Below are 17213 nucleotides of genomic sequence, written 5' to 3'. Positions count from 1 at the left end.
ATGAAAATTGCGGATCAATTAACCACGTTAAACGCTTTGTCGCCAATCGATGGCCGTTATGCTTCTCGCACAGATGCCCTGCGTCCTTTTTTATCGGAAGCTGCTTATATGGCGCACCGCGTGGAAGTGGAAATAGAGTGGCTAAAAGCCCTTGCTGGGGCCGGTTTGCCTGAGTTAAAGCCTTTTGATGAGTCTGCGATTGCGGTCTTAGACAGCTTAGTCACTAACTTCACCGAGGATTGTGCGGTTCGCATCAAGGAAATAGAAAAAATAACCAACCACGATGTCAAAGCGGTTGAGTATTTTCTTAAAGAAAAAGTGGCTGACCATCAGACGCTTTCTGAAGCAGCAGAGTTTATTCACTTTGCTTGTACTTCTGAAGACATTAACAACACATCTCACGCCTTGATGTTAAGTAGAGCACGTGACCAAGTGGTATTGCCTAAATTAAAAGAAGTGCTGGCTAAGATGGTTGAGTTTGCTCATCAGTTTGCTGAGCAACCCATGTTGTCGCGTACGCATGGCCAACCTGCCAGCCCATCAACGATGGGTAAGGAGTTCGCCAATTTTGCTGCGCGTTTGCAGCGAGCCATTAAGCAAATTGAGCAAGTTGAGCCCTTAGCCAAGTTAAATGGGGCGACCGGCAACTATAGCGCTCATCTCAGTGCGTACCCTGAGATTGATTGGCCGGCGCTTAGCAAGAAAGTATTAAATGGTCTTGGATTGACTCAAAATGAGTACACCATCCAGATTGAACCGCATGATTGGATGGCACAGCTATTTGATGCCATCGCTCGTGCTAATACGATTTTGTTGGACTTTAACCGCGATATCTGGGCTTATATTGCCTTAGGTTTCTTTAAGCAGCGCTTAAAAGAAGGCGAGGTAGGCTCTTCGACGATGCCACACAAAGTGAATCCGATTGATTTCGAAAACTCTGAGGGTAATATCGGCTTAGCCAATGCGATGTTTCGTCATTTGTCTGAAAAGTTACCAGTATCTCGTTGGCAGCGTGACTTATCAGATTCTACCGTGTTAAGAAACTTAGGCGTAGGTTTTGGCTACTGCATGGTTGCGTGGGACTCATGCCTAAAGGGTATGGGTAAATTAGAGTTAAATGCGCAAGTCATTGATGCTGATTTAGATGCTTGTTGGGAAATTTTAGCTGAACCTGTACAAACCGTGATGCGCCGCTATGGTTTACCACAACCTTATGAGCAGCTAAAAGCCTTAACCCGTGGTCAGGGTATTACTGAGGCAGCACTCACTGAGTTTATTCAAGGGTTGGAGTTACCGGCCGATGCCAAAGAGTATTTATTAGCGCTCACACCGCGTACGTATATTGGCCATGCTGCTAAGTTAGCACATGAATTTAAAGCTTAATTGCTGTAGATGAAGGTACGATTGTGTATCGCTAAAATCTATTATTAGTAATAAGAGGGGCTTCATATGAAGCCCCTTTACGTTGAACCAGCCTGATTTATTTAGTAAATAAAATAGAAAACGGCGGAAATAATGAGTCCTGAAAGAATTAGATTGAATACGCAGAATCCCATAATGTCACGCGCTTTTAGGCCGGCAATAGCAAGTGCCGGTAGGGCCCAAAACGGTTGGATCATGTTGGTCCAAGAATCTCCCCAAGCAATTGCCATGGCCATTTTGGTTTGATCGAGATTGGCTCCCATGGCGTTCATCTGATTAACTGCTTCAATCATCACCGGAGCTTGAACAGCCCATTGACCGCCACCGCTGGGAACAAAGAAGTTAACTAAGCCCGCACTTAAGAAAGATAGAACATAAAAGTTATTTTCACTGGCGATGTCTACAAAAGCGTTGGTTATAGCGGTTGCTAAACCCGATTGAGTCATCATAGCCATAATGGCGGCATAGAATGGGAATTGGATCAAAATAGGCCCCACCGCACGAATGGAGTCTTCAACTGCGTTGAGGAAGTTGCGTGGTGTACCATGCAAGACAATGGCAGCAAAGAAGAAGATGAAGTTAATGATATTAAGGTTTAGCGTACCACCCTTTATAAAGTAGCTGATAATATAAACCCAACCCAATACGCCGATAATAATGTTGAGCACTTTGCTATGCTCTAAACGCTCAGCCGGGGTCATTTTTTCTGGTTTGGGCTCATGTTCAGGTTCAACCAGCAGTGCCGGATCGATAATGACACGCTCATCTTTGGATGGGTGCATGAAGTAGCAAAGCGCAGGGATAGTGATTAAAAGCGCGATACAAATCACTAAGTTACCCGTGGCAAAAAGAGTCTCACTAATTTGTATGACGCCGATTTGAGCCTCATAAGGGTGAGCAGGTGTGGCAATGCTTAACGGAATAGAACCTGCAATACCACCATGCCAGAGTAGGAAGCCGCTATAAGCGCTAGCGATCAATAAGCGATAATCGGTGTCACTTCGTTGTCGAGCCACTTCTCTTGCAATGAGCGCACCAAGCACGAGACCAAAACCCCAGTTGATCCAGCACGCGACGGAGCTGACCGCGGCTACCATGATGATAGCTGAGCCGGCAGATTTAGGTGCCTTAGCTAAAGAGATTAATAGATTTTTAAAAAATGGGCTTTTAGCCATGACCGAACCGCACAACAAGACCATGGTCATTTGTACGGTAAAAGACATTAAACTCCAAAAGCCACTTCCGAAAGAATCTACAACATTCAAGGGGGCCTTGTTAGTAATGGAGCCTAAAATAAAAACTAAAATCGATAATAAAATGACGAAGATGTATGCGTCAGGTAGGTAGCGCTCCATCAATCGTGTCGATAGGCGAGTTAGAAATTTCATCTGAGTAGTCCCTCTTGGGTTGTGATTAAAATGTAAAAAATACAAAGTCAGGATGATAGAAAATTACGTTGACATTTTGTCACAGTCCTTGTTTTTTTGAAAACTAAAAAGCGATTTACAAGGGTTGATACCTAGGTGTTCAGTGTGTTGGGCGCAAAAAAAATAAAATAATGATTGTAAATTGCTGCTTCAGTGATAAGATTAAGTATTCACATTCAGTGAATACAACGCTTGAAGTGATTTAAGCATTAACTATAATGATTGCATTAAAAGGTGCTACGATGAAATTAAATCGCCTATCTAGAATTTTTCTACTTGTATGTTGCTTGGCAGGTATTGCCTTTGTGAGCGGTTGCAATACGGTTCAGGGTGCGGGACAGGATATTCAAGCAGGGGGTGAAGCTATTGAGGAAGCAGCTCAGTAGTCACAGTATGTGTTAGATAGTATTAATAATCTGTTTTCCGGTGCTGCAGTCGACTGTCGCACCGGTTTTCTTTTGCTCGGCCTTAAGCTAAGGCGCTCCTATGCTAAAATTACTCTTTAAATAGCTTGATAATCAAATCAAAGGAATCATGTCTTGGCGACTGCACTTTATCAATCTAATATTCAATCATTACCGCTGATTGCGCGTGGCAAAGTGCGCGATATCTATGCGGTGGGCGAGAAGCATTTTTTGATTGTTGCCACCGATCGGATCACAGCTTTCGATGTGGTGTTGGCTGATCCTATTCCGGCCAAGGGTCAAGTGCTTACGCAAATGACCAATTTCTGGTTGCAAAAATTAGCGCATATCGTGCCTAATCATTACTCAGATAGGCAGCCTGAGGAGGTACTTTCCGATGAGGAGTTGGTTCAGGTGGCAGGTCGTGCAGTCATCGTGAAGCGCCTTCAGCCAATTAAGATTGAGGCCGTAGCACGAGGTTATATCACCGGTTCCGGCTGGAAGGACTACCGTACCTGCGGTGAGATTTGCGGTGTCAAGCTGGCACGAGGTCTGCAGCTAGCCGAAAAGCTTGTTGAACCTATTTTTACGCCCGCGGTCAAGGCTGAGGCGGGTGATCATGATATCAATGTTGACTTTCAATATGTCGTTGACAAGGTAGGTCAGGAACTAGCAGAAGAGATCCGCCGAGTGACTCTGACGCTATACCAAACAGCGTCAGAATATGCGGAGAGTAGGGGTGTCGTCATTGCCGATACTAAGTTTGAATTTGGCTTAGATGAAGCGGGTAGGCTGCACCTGATGGACGAGGTCCTGACACCGGATTCGTCGCGTTTCTGGCCTATTAATCGTATTCAGAAGGGGGTTAATCCACCTTCTTATGATAAGCAGTTTGTTAGTGATTGGCTCGAAGAGCAAGGGTGGGATAAGACTGCCCCTGTACCGAGCTTACCACAAGAGGTGATTGAAAAAACGACGGTAAAATACCATGAAGCCTTAGAGATATTAACCGGTCAATCACGTTAGTTTTTAAACAGGATATATGTATGAGTTCTCAAAGAGACGAGGTTAAAGTAGCCGTTATTATGGGTTCTTCCAGTGATTGGGAGGTGATGCGCAATGCGGTTGAGTTATTAGAGTTTTTCGAAGTGCCTCACGAGGCCAAGGTAATTTCTGCTCATCGCATGCCGTTAGATATGGTGGCTTTTGCTGAAACAGCATATCAACGCGGTATCCGTGCCATTATAGCCGGCGCGGGTGGTGCTGCTCATTTACCCGGTATGGTTGCTGCGCTGACAGAAGTTCCGGTATTTGGTGTGCCTGTGCCGTCACGCTATTTACGTGGCGAAGATTCATTACATTCGATTGTACAAATGCCCAAAGGTGTGCCGGTAGCGACATTTGCCATTGGTGAGGCGGGTGCGGCCAACGCTGCGCTACACGCGATTGCGACCTTAGCAATGACTGATGACGCTTTGCGCGATAAGCTCAAGGCCTATCGTGCGAATCAAACTCAAAAAGCGCGAGCAATGACCTTGCCGCCGGAGGTATAGGATGCAGCATCAACGTCCTCCAGCCTATGAGCAAGTAATACAGCCTGGTGAGTATTTAGGGATGTTAGGTGACGGTCAATTGGGCCGCATGTTTTGTCATGCTGCACAGGCGATGGGTTACCATGTGGTGGCGCTTGGTCTTGAAGCAGATGGTCCGACAGGACAGGTGGCTGAGCAGTATATCACCGCTGATTATGCTGACGAAGCGGCCTTAGAAAAAATGGCTTCGATGATTCGATCTGTGACCACAGAGTTTGAAAATGTGCCGGCGATGTCTTTAAAGCAGTTGTCTTATACCACTCGCACGGCGCCTGCCGCATCATCTGTGGCAGTGGTTCAAGACCGTCTTGTTGAAAAGTCGTTTATCAGCGCACAAGGAGTTCCGGTTGCAGCTCACGCGGCTATTCGTAATATTGAGGATTTAGATACTGTAGACGCAGCGCTTTTTCCGGGTATTTTAAAGGCAACTCGATTTGGCTATGACGGAAAGGGTCAAGCCGTGGTTAATAGCCTCCAAGAAGCCAAGCAGGCGTTTAGCGAATTGGGTGGGGTCGAGTGCATATTGGAAGCTAAGCTACCTTTGGCCTATGAGGTCTCAGTCATTCTTGCTCGTAATCATCAAGAGGACATAGCCATTTATCCCGTCGGTGTTAATAAGCATATCAATGGGATTTTATCTAGTACGACGGTTTATCCTGAGTTAGTACCACAGGATATCGTGCTTGAAGCACAAGCGCATGCTAAAAAACTGGCTATTGGGTTAAATTATTTTGGTGTGATGTGTGTTGAGTTCTTTGTTTTAGATGAATCCAAGTTACCGGACGGGGACGGGCAACCACGATTAGTCGCTAATGAAATTGCGCCGCGTCCACACAATAGCGGTCACTATACAATTAACGCGACTACCTGCTCACAATTTGAACAACAAGTCCGCGTGATGGCCGGTTTGCCTTTAGGCGATACGAGTTTATTAGCACCAACCATTATGCTGAATATTTTAGGTGATAGCTGGTTTGTCGATGGTTCTGAGATGGCGACCGAACCGGATTGGGCATCCGTCTTAGCGCTACCCGGCGTGTCTTTACATCTTTACGGTAAAGCTGAAGCACGAAAAGGGCGTAAGATGGGACATGTCAATATTGTTCATCATGACATTGATACCCTGTATCAAACAGCGCAACGTGTCAGCGATACGTTGCATTTAGGTGCAGAGCTTAACAGAGGGTAGTGGTATTTAGATGCTTACTCAATCGATTAAGGCGGCTGCCGAGCGTTTGAATCAAGGCGAGCTGGTCGCCTTTCCAACCGAGACGGTATTTGGTCTAGGTGCCGATGCAGAAAGCGCGGATGCCATTGCAAAGATCTATCACATTAAGGGGCGTCCAAACAACCATCCGGTGATTGTGCATTTAGCACCGGATGCGGACGTATCGTATTGGGTTAAGTCCATTCCTTATGAGGCAGAGCGGCTTATTGAGGTTTTTTGGCCAGGGCCGCTTACCTTAATCTTACAACGAGCCGATCATATCCCGGCAGCGGTCAGTGGAGGGCAGAGCACGCTGGGTGTACGTTGTCCTTCACATCCTACTGCGCAAGCATTGTTAAGTGAATTTGCTAGGCAACGTGCTAATGGCCAAGGGGGGGTAGCTGCTCCTTCAGCTAATAAATTCGGTCAGGTCTCACCAACTCAAAGTCAGCATGTGGTGGCGGAGTTTTTTGATGAGATACAAAAAGATCAGCTATGGGTCCTTGATGGCGATGACTCGGAGGTTGGTATCGAGTCGACCATTGTCGATGTATCGCGTGTCGCTGAGGGGGTGCCTGTTACTTTATTGCGTCCGGGGCATATTAGTCGTCGACAGTTGGCTGAGGTGTTGGGCTATGAGCCACGCACGAAAGACAAAAATGCACCGCAAGTTTCCGGTAGTTTAAAAGCACACTATGCACCCAAGACGCTCTTACAGTGGTTGCCTCGTGAGAACTCGGCGATCACTCAACTAATAGAAAAACGGGAGTCAACTGATGGCTCCGGTGCGTCGCAGAAATGGGCAGTCTTGGTCTTTGAGCCGGATAGTTTCCCCAAATCTGAGATCGTTGATTTCATTCAGATGCCCACAGAGGCGACCGCATACGCCAAGCGTTTATATCGTCTCTTGCGCGAGTTGGATCAACAGAGCTATGCCCGTATTGCAGTGCAGCCTTTGCCGGTGGACGATAGTTGGGAAGCAGTCAATGACCGCCTACAACGTGCTGCAGCTGCTTTTGAGGGTGAGTGAGCTTTAGGAATAAAAAGGCCAAAATATCGGAATAAATATCACCCCTAAAATCCAGAAAATGAGATTTAAAGGCATTCCGACTTTCATAAAATCTGTAAATTTATAGCCCCCAGCCGCGTAGACCATGGTATTGGTTTGATAGCCAATTGGCGTAATAAAACTGGTCGCCGCTGAGAAAGTAACCGCAATCAAGAAAGGGGTGGGTTCGGCGTCAATTAATTCTGCGGTAGAAATTGCCAGCGGCGTTAGTAGTACGGCTGCAGCGGAATTACTCATCATTTCACCTAGTATCAAGGCCATTAAATATAAAATAGCCAAGATGACATGGGGGCCGAATTGCTGAAAATAAGCTAAAGAATTATTGATAATAAATTCAGCTGCACCGGTCTGATTCATTGCAATACCGAGAGGCATTAAACCAGCCATTAAGACAATAATTGACCAGTCGGTTCGTTCATATACCTCATCTGCCTTGATGCAGCCGATAAGAGTCAGTAAAAGCGCACCAACTAGGGCGCTAATGGCAATAGGAATCCAGCCTATGGCTGCAACAAATACTACGCCCGTCATGACGGCCAAGGCAGCCGGAGCCTTCCATTTTCTGTTGATGGGGGCGTGGTTTTCAGAGAGTATTAAAACACTCTTGTCCCGTCGTAAAGCGGGTAAGTCATTTTCAGGAATAGCAATCAGGATAATGTCACCGATTTTAAGACGAACCTGATCGAGTTTGTTGCGAATGATATTACCTCGCCTTTGTATGCCCATGATGAGTGTGTTGTGATTCCATGTGCGATTAAATAGTACTAAGCGTCTACCTGCCGCGCGGGAATTTGGCGCAATCATCACCTCCGCCATCATCCATTTAACATCTTCGGGGACTTGTTTGCCATACTGCAGTTGGTTGTTGATTTTTAACTTTTTACTCTCAGTGAGTTCCTGTATATCGGACCATCGCCCCCGTACTAATAAAATATCCCCTTCATCAAGCTCAGCCGCCCGTGGGGAACTGATTATTTCCTGACCTCGGCGAGCTTCTACTAAATAAACACGGTGGTCTTTGATAATGTCTTCATCGATAAAAGAGCTTTTCACTAATGGTGAATTTTCACTCACATAAAGCTCAGTTACGTAGTGACCGAATTCATATAAGTTATCCAGATCGGAGCTTTTGACGTCCGGTAATAGGTACCGACCGATAGTGAGTAAGTAAATACAACCGACAACAAAACAGATGAGTCCCAATGGTAAAAACTCGAACATGGTAAAACCGCGATAGCCAAGATCTTTGGCAACTGAGTTAACGATCAAGTTGGTGGAGGTACCGATGAGTGTCATTACCCCACCGATTTGTGAAATATAAGAGAGGGGGATCAGTGTTTTAGATGGTGAGAGACCGACCTTTAAGCTGGCGCTAATAACAATCGGTATAAAGACAGCGACCACTGCGGTATTGTTAACAAAGGGAGAGACAAGGGCTAACACCCCAAATAGCATTAAATAAAAAGCAAAAGGTGATTTGATTTGGCTAAAAAACTTGCTGACAATCGATAAGGCTCCCGAGTTTTCGAGCGCTGCGGCTAAGATAAACATAGAGGCGATGGTGACGGTCGCTTCATTACTGAAACCACTTAGGGCTTGACTGGGCGAGACTAGGCCCAATATAGCTAAACTGGCTAATACCAACATACCGATACCGTCATAACGCAATTTTTCGGTGATAAACAGCACCATGGCAATGACAGTAATTAATAAAACCAGAAAAATTTCTATGGTCATATAAGGCTCACCAACATATCAGAGGGTTATTAGTTAACAAAGAAATCGGTGTAAATGTTTTCTTTAAGTTTGTTTAAGCTTTAAGTGCGCATAGGTACGCCTAAAAAAGCCACCAATTTCAATAAGTGAAAAACAGGTGGCTTTTAATCTCGTATTGTGTTGTGGTTGCGAAAAATTTTGCTGAGGAGCTAAAAAATAAAAAGATAGAGCAAAATAATCACAAAGATTGGTACGCCCATTAACCAAAGAATAATGCCCTTCATAATCGTTCCTCTTTAAGTGTGGTAACGCTTTTATGATAGCAAGCTATGTTTAAAGATGAAACTACATTTAGTAAGTATTTACCAGTAAATATTTACTAAAAATTAATGGCTTTTAGGGATAAAAAGGATATAGGGAGAGGGCTGAGAAGATAAGCTAAGATGATGCCTGATTAGGCTAAGATGGAGGCGCGAAGCGGAATCGAACCGCTCTAGATGGATTTGCAATCCACTGCATAACCACTTTGCTATCGCGCCACCTAAGCAGTAAATAATAACATAACCACGGGATAATGCAAGTGCTGCAGGACTTAAGTGTCGGTTATTGATAAAAAACTTCATTAGTGTTACAAAAAGTCAACATCTTAGTCTGTTAAACTAGATCATATGAGCTAATTAGAAAGTGAATATTATGAAATTCGTTGTGAATTTACTTAAAATAAGTTGCTTAGGACTTATATTGACATTAACCGCCTGTGGCAGCAGTCCCAAACATGGTAATTCATATGGTCGTTATTCTGGTGGTTATGAGCCTGGAGAAAAGGCTTATGCAGAGCGTGAGGCGGCGCGACTGAATCGGATGCAATCCTTTCGTTTAAGAGCCGGTGGTCTTTTCCGATAGCAAACCGGCAATAGCCTCTCTAAGCAAAAAACCTCATTAAGCAAGTCTGAATTTGCATAATGAGGTTGTTTTATCTATAGTAGTTAAGCAGGAAAATGAGCAGTTACGCTCTCATGCTCACGTTCACGCTTTCACATGGGTGCCCCAAATATCCAAACTAATGGCAGCATACCAGTCAGCGCCATAATCAGCTTCTCGCTTTCTAAAGGCTTCGTCAGCATCCATGGGGCTAACACCACCGGATCGTTCGACCATTTTGCCTGCTTCTGTTGTGTAGGCACCGGCGACAGAAATACCGTAGTCAGGTGCAATTAAGCTATAGCATGTGTTGGCAAAGAGCCCTTTAGTTGCTTCTTTGCCAGCCAAACTGGCGACTATAGCGGCGGCAGCGACTTTGGCTTGTGTATTAGCTGAAAAGCCTGATTTAGGCATCGGTGCAGCAATAGTAGCGTCTCCGACAACATACACATCATTGACTGCCTGCGATTCAAAGGTATCAGCTTCGATCGGCACCCATAGAGTTTCATTCGCCACGCCGGCTGTTTGGGCAATTAAACCTGCCTGTTGTGGTGGAATAACGTTAAGTACATCGGCTTTGATAAGATCACCAAATTCAGTTTCGGCTTCTAGTGCTTTGGCATCAATACGAGTGACTTTACCACCTAAAGAAAGCGGCACACGCTCAATAATATCGCGATAAAAAGTGCTCCAACCTTGCTCAAATAGACTTTGTTTTGAGAAATTATCTTGAGCGTCTAAAATAATTAACTTGGCTTTAGGTTTGTGATGCTTTAAATAATGAGCCACCATACTTGCTCTTTCATAAGGGCCGGGAGGGCAGCGGAATGCCCCTTCGGGTATAACCATCACAAATTTTCCATTGTCTGGCATGGCTTCTAACTGCTTTTTTAAAATGACGGTTTGCTCACCCGCTTTCCAAGCGTGTGGTGCCAGTAGTGAGGCTTCTTCATCATAACCTTCGATAGCCCCCCACCTGAAATCAATGCCCGGTGATAGGAGTAGTTTGTCATAGGCAAGGGTGCTGTTGTCCCGAAGGCGTACAGTCTTCTTATCTGTATCGACAGCGATCACTAGGTCGTGCACTACCTCAATGCCAAAGGTTTTTAAATTATCGTAGCGATGAGCAATTTGTTCCATTTGTCGTAGCCCGCCAAGGACCATGTTACTAAACGGACAGGTGTAGAAGATTTTAGCTGGTTCGATTAAAGTGACCTGAATTGCCGGGTTGAAGCGTTTGATATAGCGGGCTGCAGTTGCGCCACCAAAACCGCCACCTACAATAATGACACGGCCGGCATCACTTTTAGCAATGGCCGGAAAAGCGGTAATTGCCGCTGTTGCAGCGCTAGCTTGAGCGATGGTTGTGAGCCATTTTCGACGAGAAAAATTCAGTGTGTTCATTATTGTTTCTCCAAATCAATCGCTGATACGGCTTCTGCAATCGCTTTTAATTCATCATCATTAAATGCGGCGACTAGTCTATTCATAATGGTTGTGTTTGGAGGAAGCTCGTCTTGCTGGTAGGCGACTAGTAGTTGATAAGTTGCTTCAGCATCATGCGTCAGTATGTTTGGAATGGCTAATCTGTCGTCATGGTGCGTTGTCGCAGTAGGGCTGTGGCAATTTAAACAGGTGTGGGCCAGGACAGTTGCGTCAAACACTAGTTCATCACTCCTAGTATCGCTCTGCGCTTGCACAGTACTTATCATGCTTAGAAGCCCAAATACAATGAGTGTTAATATTGAGTTTTTCATAAAAAGACCTGATCCGATGTCATTAGCTAACAGTGATTTCAGTGTCACCTGTGAAGACTTTTCCTGCATCATCTTCCCAGCGCATGGTGAGCGTACCCGATTCTCTTGCTTTAAACGTAAACTCAAGATAGGGGTTCTGTGCAATCGCTGTTTCCGGTTGCCATTCAAAGAGAAGTTGTTGATTAAAGGTCGCTGTAAAATGATTAATAATATTACGAGCTATTGCTTCGCCATCGTGGTTAAGTCTTAAGCCGGTTTCCATGCGGTGTACGATAACCGCACGTACCCGAACAATCTCATTTTTTGCCGGCGATGTATTGCTGAGCCAGATTCTAGGTTTTTGATTATTCATTTATCAGCTCCAAAATCAGATGCCGCAGGCGCCGGCAACGACTGTCACATAACGTCTTGCGCTCAGGATTCGACCGTCGCTCATGCGTGCAAGTGCGCGAATGTATTGAGCGTCGATTAAACGCGTTCTAAAAGCGACCTCAGTGGTGCCGGAGAGTGCTGTAAATTTGAATCGACATGCCAAGGGAATCGGGTTGCCTTCAGCAATAAAGATTAGCTCTTCACAATAATTGTTATCGTCAATTTGCTCATTAAACACTGCTTGTACTGGGATACTTGACGGATTGCTGGCCAAAGGGTCCATGACCATGCTCAAACCGTCTTCTTCGATCGTTGCATCACCAGCAAAAGCGTCAATCAGGGCTTGTACTTCAGCCTTTGACGCCGCTTTGAGTGATTCACCCTGGGCAACAGGCGCAGGCGCAGGAGCTGTGGTAGCTTGGGCATGGGCTTTGCTACTTAATAGCTGTAAACCGGTAAAGCTCGACAAAATGCTACCCTTAAAAAGGGCTGCACTTAAGCCTGTCATTGATAGCGCACGTAAGAGTAAGCGCCTCTTTTGTCTATGTGACATTGTTGATTACCTTGGAATGCGGGAGAGGAAAACATGACTAGGCGCTCCAATAAATGAAGTGCCTAGTCGGTGACGTAATGTTAAGTCTTATAAAAAATCGTCAAATTTGCTCTTAATCCATCGGAGATCGTCTTCGACGAAATCAGAATTTCTGACATCCATGTCAATTTGAGTCTGAATTACTTTGCCGCTGGCATCTAATTCATATTCGAAGAATACAGCGATTGACTCACGGGGCTCTGCATTGACCATCATGTAGCAGAGGTTGTCAGGTAGTGCGCGAATCACTTCTTGTTCTTTTACTCGTTCGTAGATGTTTTGTGCGACGATCTTAGCCATGGCATTTGCCACGTGAGCACTTTTTGGATAGTAACCAAATTGGTCGGAGATAAAGCCTACTGAGTCGCCGATGACATAAACATCATCATCGTCTCGAGCAGTAAAAAAGCGCTCGTCAGTATCAGCCCAGTCGCCCAGTTTGCCTTTATCGTCTTTGACAATGAGGTCTGCGTACCAAACCATGTCGGATGCTTGATGTGGGGGCATGAGCACGGCTTCATCAAAATCAAACTCACCGGCAGCGGTTTTGATTTTTTTGTTGTAGGGGTCAACTTCCTGAACGGTTGCGTTAGGAATGTGTTGAATAATATCCGGATAAAGCTCGCTAAACGCCATCTTATAGCCCTCTGTAATAGGGGCAATGATTGGTTTAGGATCTAAAATCAGGATCTTGGCCGGGATATTGTTCTTTTTAAAGTACCAGGCCATTAGGCATGCTCGCTCATAAGGAGATGGCGGACAGCGGTGTGGTGGTGGTGGAAGCGTCATCACGATGGTGCCACCCTTAAAGTTGTGGACCATATTTTTTAAGCTGTACATCTCTTGGTTAGGGATATAGGCATTTGGGAAGTGTCGCCGAGTGTATTCAGCCGCTTCTCTGTCCTCGCCAAACCAAGCTTGATAGTTATCGCGAATGCCGCCGGCTAGGATCAGGTAGTCGTAATCGATAGTACCTCTGCCGGTATGAACAATTTTCTTAGCGCGATCGAAGCCGGTGACCTCAACATGAATTAAGGTATAGCCGTATTTATTGGCAGGACCGAGCATATCGCGGTTAACAAACTGGGTATCAACGATATCGATTAGCCATTTGTTACTCATTGGGCCTGACCAGAAAGTTGGGTTTTTTTCTAAAAGAATGACATCTGCTTCAGGTAGCTTTTCCTGAATATGTCGAGCAGCAGTCAAGCCACCCCAGCCGCCACCACAAATCACGATACGTGGACCTTTGCCACGACGTGCCAGTAAGGTAGTATTGCTGTGAATTGCTAAAGGAGCGGCAATCGCTTTGTTTGGCAATGCAATTGAACCTAGAGCTAACGCCGGTGGCGTCAGTAAAAAACTTCGTCTTTTCATAATAAGTGCCTCGCAGTCATAACATGACATACAGGATAGTGACAGGAACTCGGCTTCAATTCCGAGTTGGCTTTAGTATAAAGGATTTATATTAAGAGTCAAGGAGTTACTTATGTTCTATATAATAATTACTCCACTTCAATATTTTTTAGGGGTAATACATGCAGAAGCGTAGTCTAGGCAGTTCGGAGGTTTTAGTGCCGCCTTTTGTTTTTGGCGGTAATGTATTTGGTTGGGGAGTCGATGAGCAGCAAGCGTTTAAGTTACTGGATCTTTTGCTTGAAAAAGGGGTTGATACAATCGATACCGCTGATATCTATAGCTACTGGGCTGGTGGCAGCGGCGGAGAATCCGAAACTATTATTGGTCAGTGGATGCGTGCTCGCGGCAATCGTGAGCAAGTGATTATTCACACGAAGGGAGGAGCACCCGATGCGCCCGGGGAGTTTGCTCATGCCGATCTGAGTGCGGCTTACCTAACTAAGGCTGTAGAAGGATCATTGCGTCGTTTGGGTACGGATTATATTGATTTGTATTATGTGCATTTTGATGATAACAAGACACCCCCTGAGGAAACTTTAGGTGCTTTTCAGAAGTTGATAGAGCAGGGAAAAATTCGCGCGATTGGTGCGTCCAATTATGGACCGGAGCGTTTACGACAGTCACTAGCAGTTGCCGATGAAAATAATTTACCGCGCTATGCGTGTTTGCAAACTCATTACAATCTTTATGAGCGCAGTGAATACGAAACGGAGCTCGAGGAGTTATGCTTGTCTGAGGGCTTGGGCGTGCTTAGTTATTATTCTTTAGCTAGCGGCTTTTTAAGTGGTAAGTATCGAAGTGAAGCTGATCTTGATAAAAGCGCAGCTCGTGGTAGTTCAGCCGCCCAATACCTGAACCCACGTGGACTACGTATTTTAAATGTCTTAGACAAAGTGGCTGATAAATATGGCGCGACTCAGGCGCAAATTGCCTTAGCTTGGATTATGGCTCGTCCAGGTTTTACAGCGGCGATTGCCAGTTCGACCAAGATAGAGCAATTGAATGAGTTACTGCAAGCGACAGCAATTGACTTAGATAATGAGTCAATTGCTGAGTTAAATGAGGCCTCAACGTATTAATTGACGGGTCAATGCTGACCGACCAATTGACTCACGATAAGGCTGTGCACAGAGTTGCGTGATTTGCAACTTAGCTGCTTAAGCAGTTAAAATGATTATCATTGATATTTTGCAATCATTTCTTAAAATGGTTGCTAGCTTTGTAATGAGAGTTTTTTTAAACTTCAAAAGGTGTTGCATGGGGCAATCCATTATTCGTTATCTAGTTTTTGTTGGGGTGGTGGTAGTTACCGTCATCAGTTTGTTTTTAAGTGTGTTTGTTGGTGGGCTATGGTTTGTGGTGGTGTTGATATTTGGAGCACTTACTGCGCTAGGCATCAGTGATTTGATGCAAACCAAGCACGCCATTAAGCGTAACTATCCGATCATCGGTAATTTGCGTTATTTGTTTGAAGAATTGCGACCGGCAATGCGTCAGTACTTTTTTGAGAATGACAATGACCAAACACCGTTTTCTCGAACAGAGCGTTCGCTTGTCTATCAGCGTGCAAAGCAACAGATCGATAAGCGGCCTTTCGGAACGCAAGGCGATGTTTACGGAACAGATTTTGAATGGATCAACCATTCGATGGAGCCCGTAAAGCCTGAAACACATGATTTCCGTATTACAGTTGGTGGTACTGACTGTTCCCAGCCTTATAGTTTGTCTGTGTTTAATGTATCGGCCATGAGTTTTGGTGCCTTATCTGCTAATGCTGTGTTGGCCCTTAACAAGGGCGCGGCACTTGGTGGCTTTGCGCATGACACCGGTGAGGGTGGTATCAGTCGCTATCATTTAGAGCATGGTGGTGATCTGATTTGGAATATTGGTTCAGGCTACTTTGGTTGTAATGATGGCAAGGGTAACTTCTCTGAAGAAGAGTTTGTGAAGCGCGCTACCCATCCTAATGTCAAAATGATTGAGATTAAGCTATCACAAGGGGCAAAACCGGGGCATGGAGGGATGTTGCCCGGTGCCAAGGTGACTCAGGAAATCGCTGAAGCACGAGGCATACCTATCGGTGTGGATTGTGTTTCGCCGGCTAATCATAGTGCCTTCAGTACACCGATAGAATTGATGCGTTTTATTGCTCGTCTACGTGAATTATCTGGTGGTAAGCCGGTCGGTTTCAAGTTTTGTATCGGTCACGCATGGGAGTGGTTCGCTATCGCTAAAGCCATGCTCAAGACAGGAATTACCCCTGACTTTATTGTGGTAGACGGTGCCGAAGGTGGCACCGGTGCAGCTCCCGTTGAGTTCTCTGACCATGTGGGTACACCTCTGCGAGAGGGGTTGCGATTGGTGCACAATACGCTTGTCGGTATTGGTTTACGTGAGCAAATTAAGCTGGGTGCTTCGGGCAAAATCATCACCGCTTTTGATATGTCACGAGCTTTTGCGCTAGGGGCAGACTGGTGTAATAGCGCAAGAGGTTTTATGTTTGCTGTCGGCTGTATTCAAGCGCAGGTTTGTCACACGGGTGTGTGTCCAACGGGTGTGACGACTCAGGATCCTAGGCGTCAAGCAGCTCTTGTGGTGCCGGATAAAGCGGTACGTGTGCGCAACTTTCATGCCAATACCTTGGAGGCCTTGGCTGAATTGTTAGGCGCAGCAGGATTAACCCATCCCGGATCGTTACGTCCGCATCATATTGTTAAGCGTATTGCCAATGGCGAAGTGCGTTTATTGTCAGCGCTTTATCCAGATCTTGAGAAAGGTGAACTGCTTGAGGGTAGGTTTAGAATGACTATTTTCAGAACGGCTTGGCCCATGGCGCAGGCTGAGTCTTTTGCGCCCTTGTACAGTCTCAGTGCCGCTCTATCGGGTAATATCATGCCCTTGCATGGAGGCGATGATAGTGAGGATAGGGCCATAGATGTGCAGCAGCCAGTGAACAATCCAATCTAGAAAAATGGCCATAAAGAAGGTGGTCATAAAGAAAGTGACCATAAAGCAAAAAGCCCAGTTTTAATAAACTGGGCTTTTTAACTGATGGAGCGGGAAACGAGGCTCGAACTCGCGACCTCAACCTTGGCAAGGTTGCGCTCTACCAACTGAGCTATTCCCGCGTCGCTTGTGTTTGTGTAAGTAAATAAACTTATACTTATTCAACTAAAATAAAACCCAGTCAAATAGGCTGGGATTTAATAATCTGGAGCGGGAAACGAGGCTCGAACTCGCGACCTCAACCTTGGCAAGGTTGCGCTCTACCAACTGAGCTATTCCCGCGTTATTATTCTTTTTCTAATCAGTGAT

16 protein-coding genes and 3 tRNA genes are annotated in these 17213 nt (G+C 45.4%); 9 read left to right on the top strand and 10 right to left on the bottom strand.

The window, feature by feature from the left end; all coding sequences use genetic code 11:
• Positions 1-1383, top strand: a complete 1383-nt coding sequence (purB, locus tag B092_RS0105465) for an adenylosuccinate lyase (protein WP_018574244.1) — start codon at positions 1-3, stop codon at positions 1381-1383.
• Positions 1384-1484: 101 nt separating this feature from the next.
• On the opposite strand, the gene B092_RS0105460 is transcribed toward purB, so the two are convergent.
• Positions 1485-2810: a short-chain fatty acid transporter gene (locus B092_RS0105460; protein WP_018574243.1), complete on the bottom strand. Its 1326-nt coding sequence runs from the start codon at positions 2808-2810 to the stop codon at positions 1485-1487.
• A gap of 281 nt (positions 2811-3091) precedes the next feature.
• Between B092_RS0105460 and B092_RS0105455 the strand changes: the two genes are divergently transcribed.
• From B092_RS0105455 to B092_RS0105435, 5 genes are all read left to right on the top strand, one after another.
• A complete protein-coding gene (locus tag B092_RS0105455) occupies positions 3092-3235 on the top strand; it encodes an entericidin A/B family lipoprotein (RefSeq protein WP_026253623.1) in 144 nt (47 codons plus the stop codon).
• A 153-nt stretch (positions 3236-3388) separates the two neighbouring features.
• Positions 3389-4279: a phosphoribosylaminoimidazolesuccinocarboxamide synthase gene (locus B092_RS0105450; RefSeq protein WP_018574241.1), complete on the top strand. Its 891-nt coding sequence runs from the start codon at positions 3389-3391 to the stop codon at positions 4277-4279.
• Positions 4280-4299: 20 nt separating this feature from the next.
• The gene (gene purE, locus B092_RS0105445; protein WP_018574240.1) at positions 4300-4806 is read left to right on the top strand and encodes a 5-(carboxyamino)imidazole ribonucleotide mutase; all 507 of its coding nucleotides are present in this window, start codon (positions 4300-4302) and stop codon (positions 4804-4806) included.
• A gap of 1 nt (position 4807) precedes the next feature.
• Positions 4808-6034 carry a 5-(carboxyamino)imidazole ribonucleotide synthase gene (locus B092_RS0105440; RefSeq protein WP_018574239.1) on the top strand — a complete coding sequence of 409 codons (1227 nt, stop codon included), beginning with the start codon at positions 4808-4810 and terminating at the stop codon, positions 6032-6034.
• A 10-nt stretch (positions 6035-6044) separates the two neighbouring features.
• On the top strand, positions 6045-7082 hold the full coding sequence (locus tag B092_RS0105435) for an L-threonylcarbamoyladenylate synthase (RefSeq protein ID WP_018574238.1): 1038 nt from the start codon (positions 6045-6047) through the stop codon (positions 7080-7082).
• A gap of 3 nt (positions 7083-7085) precedes the next feature.
• Here the strand turns inward: B092_RS0105435 and B092_RS0105430 are convergent, their stop codons facing one another.
• Complete coding sequence (locus tag B092_RS0105430; RefSeq protein ID WP_018574237.1) at positions 7086-8858, bottom strand: SLC13 family permease; 1773 nt, start codon at positions 8856-8858, stop codon at positions 7086-7088.
• Positions 8859-9302: 444 nt separating this feature from the next.
• Positions 9303-9376, bottom strand: a tRNA-Cys gene (locus tag B092_RS0105420).
• A 154-nt stretch (positions 9377-9530) separates the two neighbouring features.
• Between B092_RS0105420 and B092_RS0105415 the strand changes: the two genes are divergently transcribed.
• Positions 9531-9740, top strand: a complete 210-nt coding sequence (locus tag B092_RS0105415; protein WP_018574235.1) for a hypothetical protein — start codon at positions 9531-9533, stop codon at positions 9738-9740.
• A gap of 123 nt (positions 9741-9863) precedes the next feature.
• Here the strand turns inward: B092_RS0105415 and B092_RS0105410 are convergent, their stop codons facing one another.
• The 5 genes from B092_RS0105410 to B092_RS0105390 form a co-directional block, all read right to left on the bottom strand.
• Positions 9864-11162 carry an NAD(P)/FAD-dependent oxidoreductase gene (locus B092_RS0105410; RefSeq protein ID WP_018574234.1) on the bottom strand — a complete coding sequence of 433 codons (1299 nt, stop codon included), beginning with the start codon at positions 11160-11162 and terminating at the stop codon, positions 9864-9866.
• On the bottom strand, positions 11162-11422 hold the full coding sequence (locus B092_RS0105405; protein WP_232244238.1) for a c-type cytochrome: 261 nt from the start codon (positions 11420-11422) through the stop codon (positions 11162-11164). The genes B092_RS0105410 and B092_RS0105405 overlap by 1 nt, the downstream gene beginning before the upstream one ends.
• A gap of 115 nt (positions 11423-11537) precedes the next feature.
• Positions 11538-11867 (bottom strand): thiosulfate oxidation carrier complex protein SoxZ, encoded by a 330-nt coding sequence (gene soxZ / locus B092_RS0105400; protein ID WP_018574232.1) that lies wholly within the window; start codon positions 11865-11867, stop codon positions 11538-11540.
• A gap of 15 nt (positions 11868-11882) precedes the next feature.
• Positions 11883-12440, bottom strand: coding sequence for a thiosulfate oxidation carrier protein SoxY (locus B092_RS0105395; RefSeq protein WP_018574231.1), 558 nt, complete (start codon positions 12438-12440; stop codon positions 11883-11885).
• 87 nt (positions 12441-12527) lie between these two features.
• A complete protein-coding gene (locus B092_RS0105390; protein WP_018574230.1) occupies positions 12528-13856 on the bottom strand; it encodes an FAD-dependent oxidoreductase in 1329 nt (442 codons plus the stop codon).
• Between the two features lie 161 nt (positions 13857-14017).
• Between B092_RS0105390 and B092_RS0105385 the strand changes: the two genes are divergently transcribed.
• Together B092_RS0105385 and B092_RS13785 are read left to right on the top strand one after the other, a co-directional pair.
• Positions 14018-14977 carry an aldo/keto reductase gene (locus B092_RS0105385; RefSeq protein ID WP_018574229.1) on the top strand — a complete coding sequence of 320 codons (960 nt, stop codon included), beginning with the start codon at positions 14018-14020 and terminating at the stop codon, positions 14975-14977.
• A gap of 178 nt (positions 14978-15155) precedes the next feature.
• Positions 15156-16865: an FMN-binding glutamate synthase family protein gene (locus B092_RS13785; RefSeq protein WP_083907467.1), complete on the top strand. Its 1710-nt coding sequence runs from the start codon at positions 15156-15158 to the stop codon at positions 16863-16865.
• Between the two features lie 85 nt (positions 16866-16950).
• Here the strand turns inward: B092_RS13785 and B092_RS0105375 are convergent.
• Positions 16951-17026 (bottom strand) — tRNA-Gly (locus tag B092_RS0105375).
• 84 nt (positions 17027-17110) lie between these two features.
• A tRNA-Gly gene (locus tag B092_RS0105370) sits at positions 17111-17186 on the bottom strand.
• Between the last annotated feature and the right edge of the window lie 27 nt (positions 17187-17213).

Source organism: Oligella ureolytica DSM 18253 (genome assembly GCF_000373745.1).
GTDB lineage: Bacteria > Pseudomonadota > Gammaproteobacteria > Burkholderiales > Burkholderiaceae_B > Oligella > Oligella ureolytica.
Note: the sequence above shows the minus strand (reverse complement) of the source record. Positions and strands in the feature narration are given on the sequence as shown.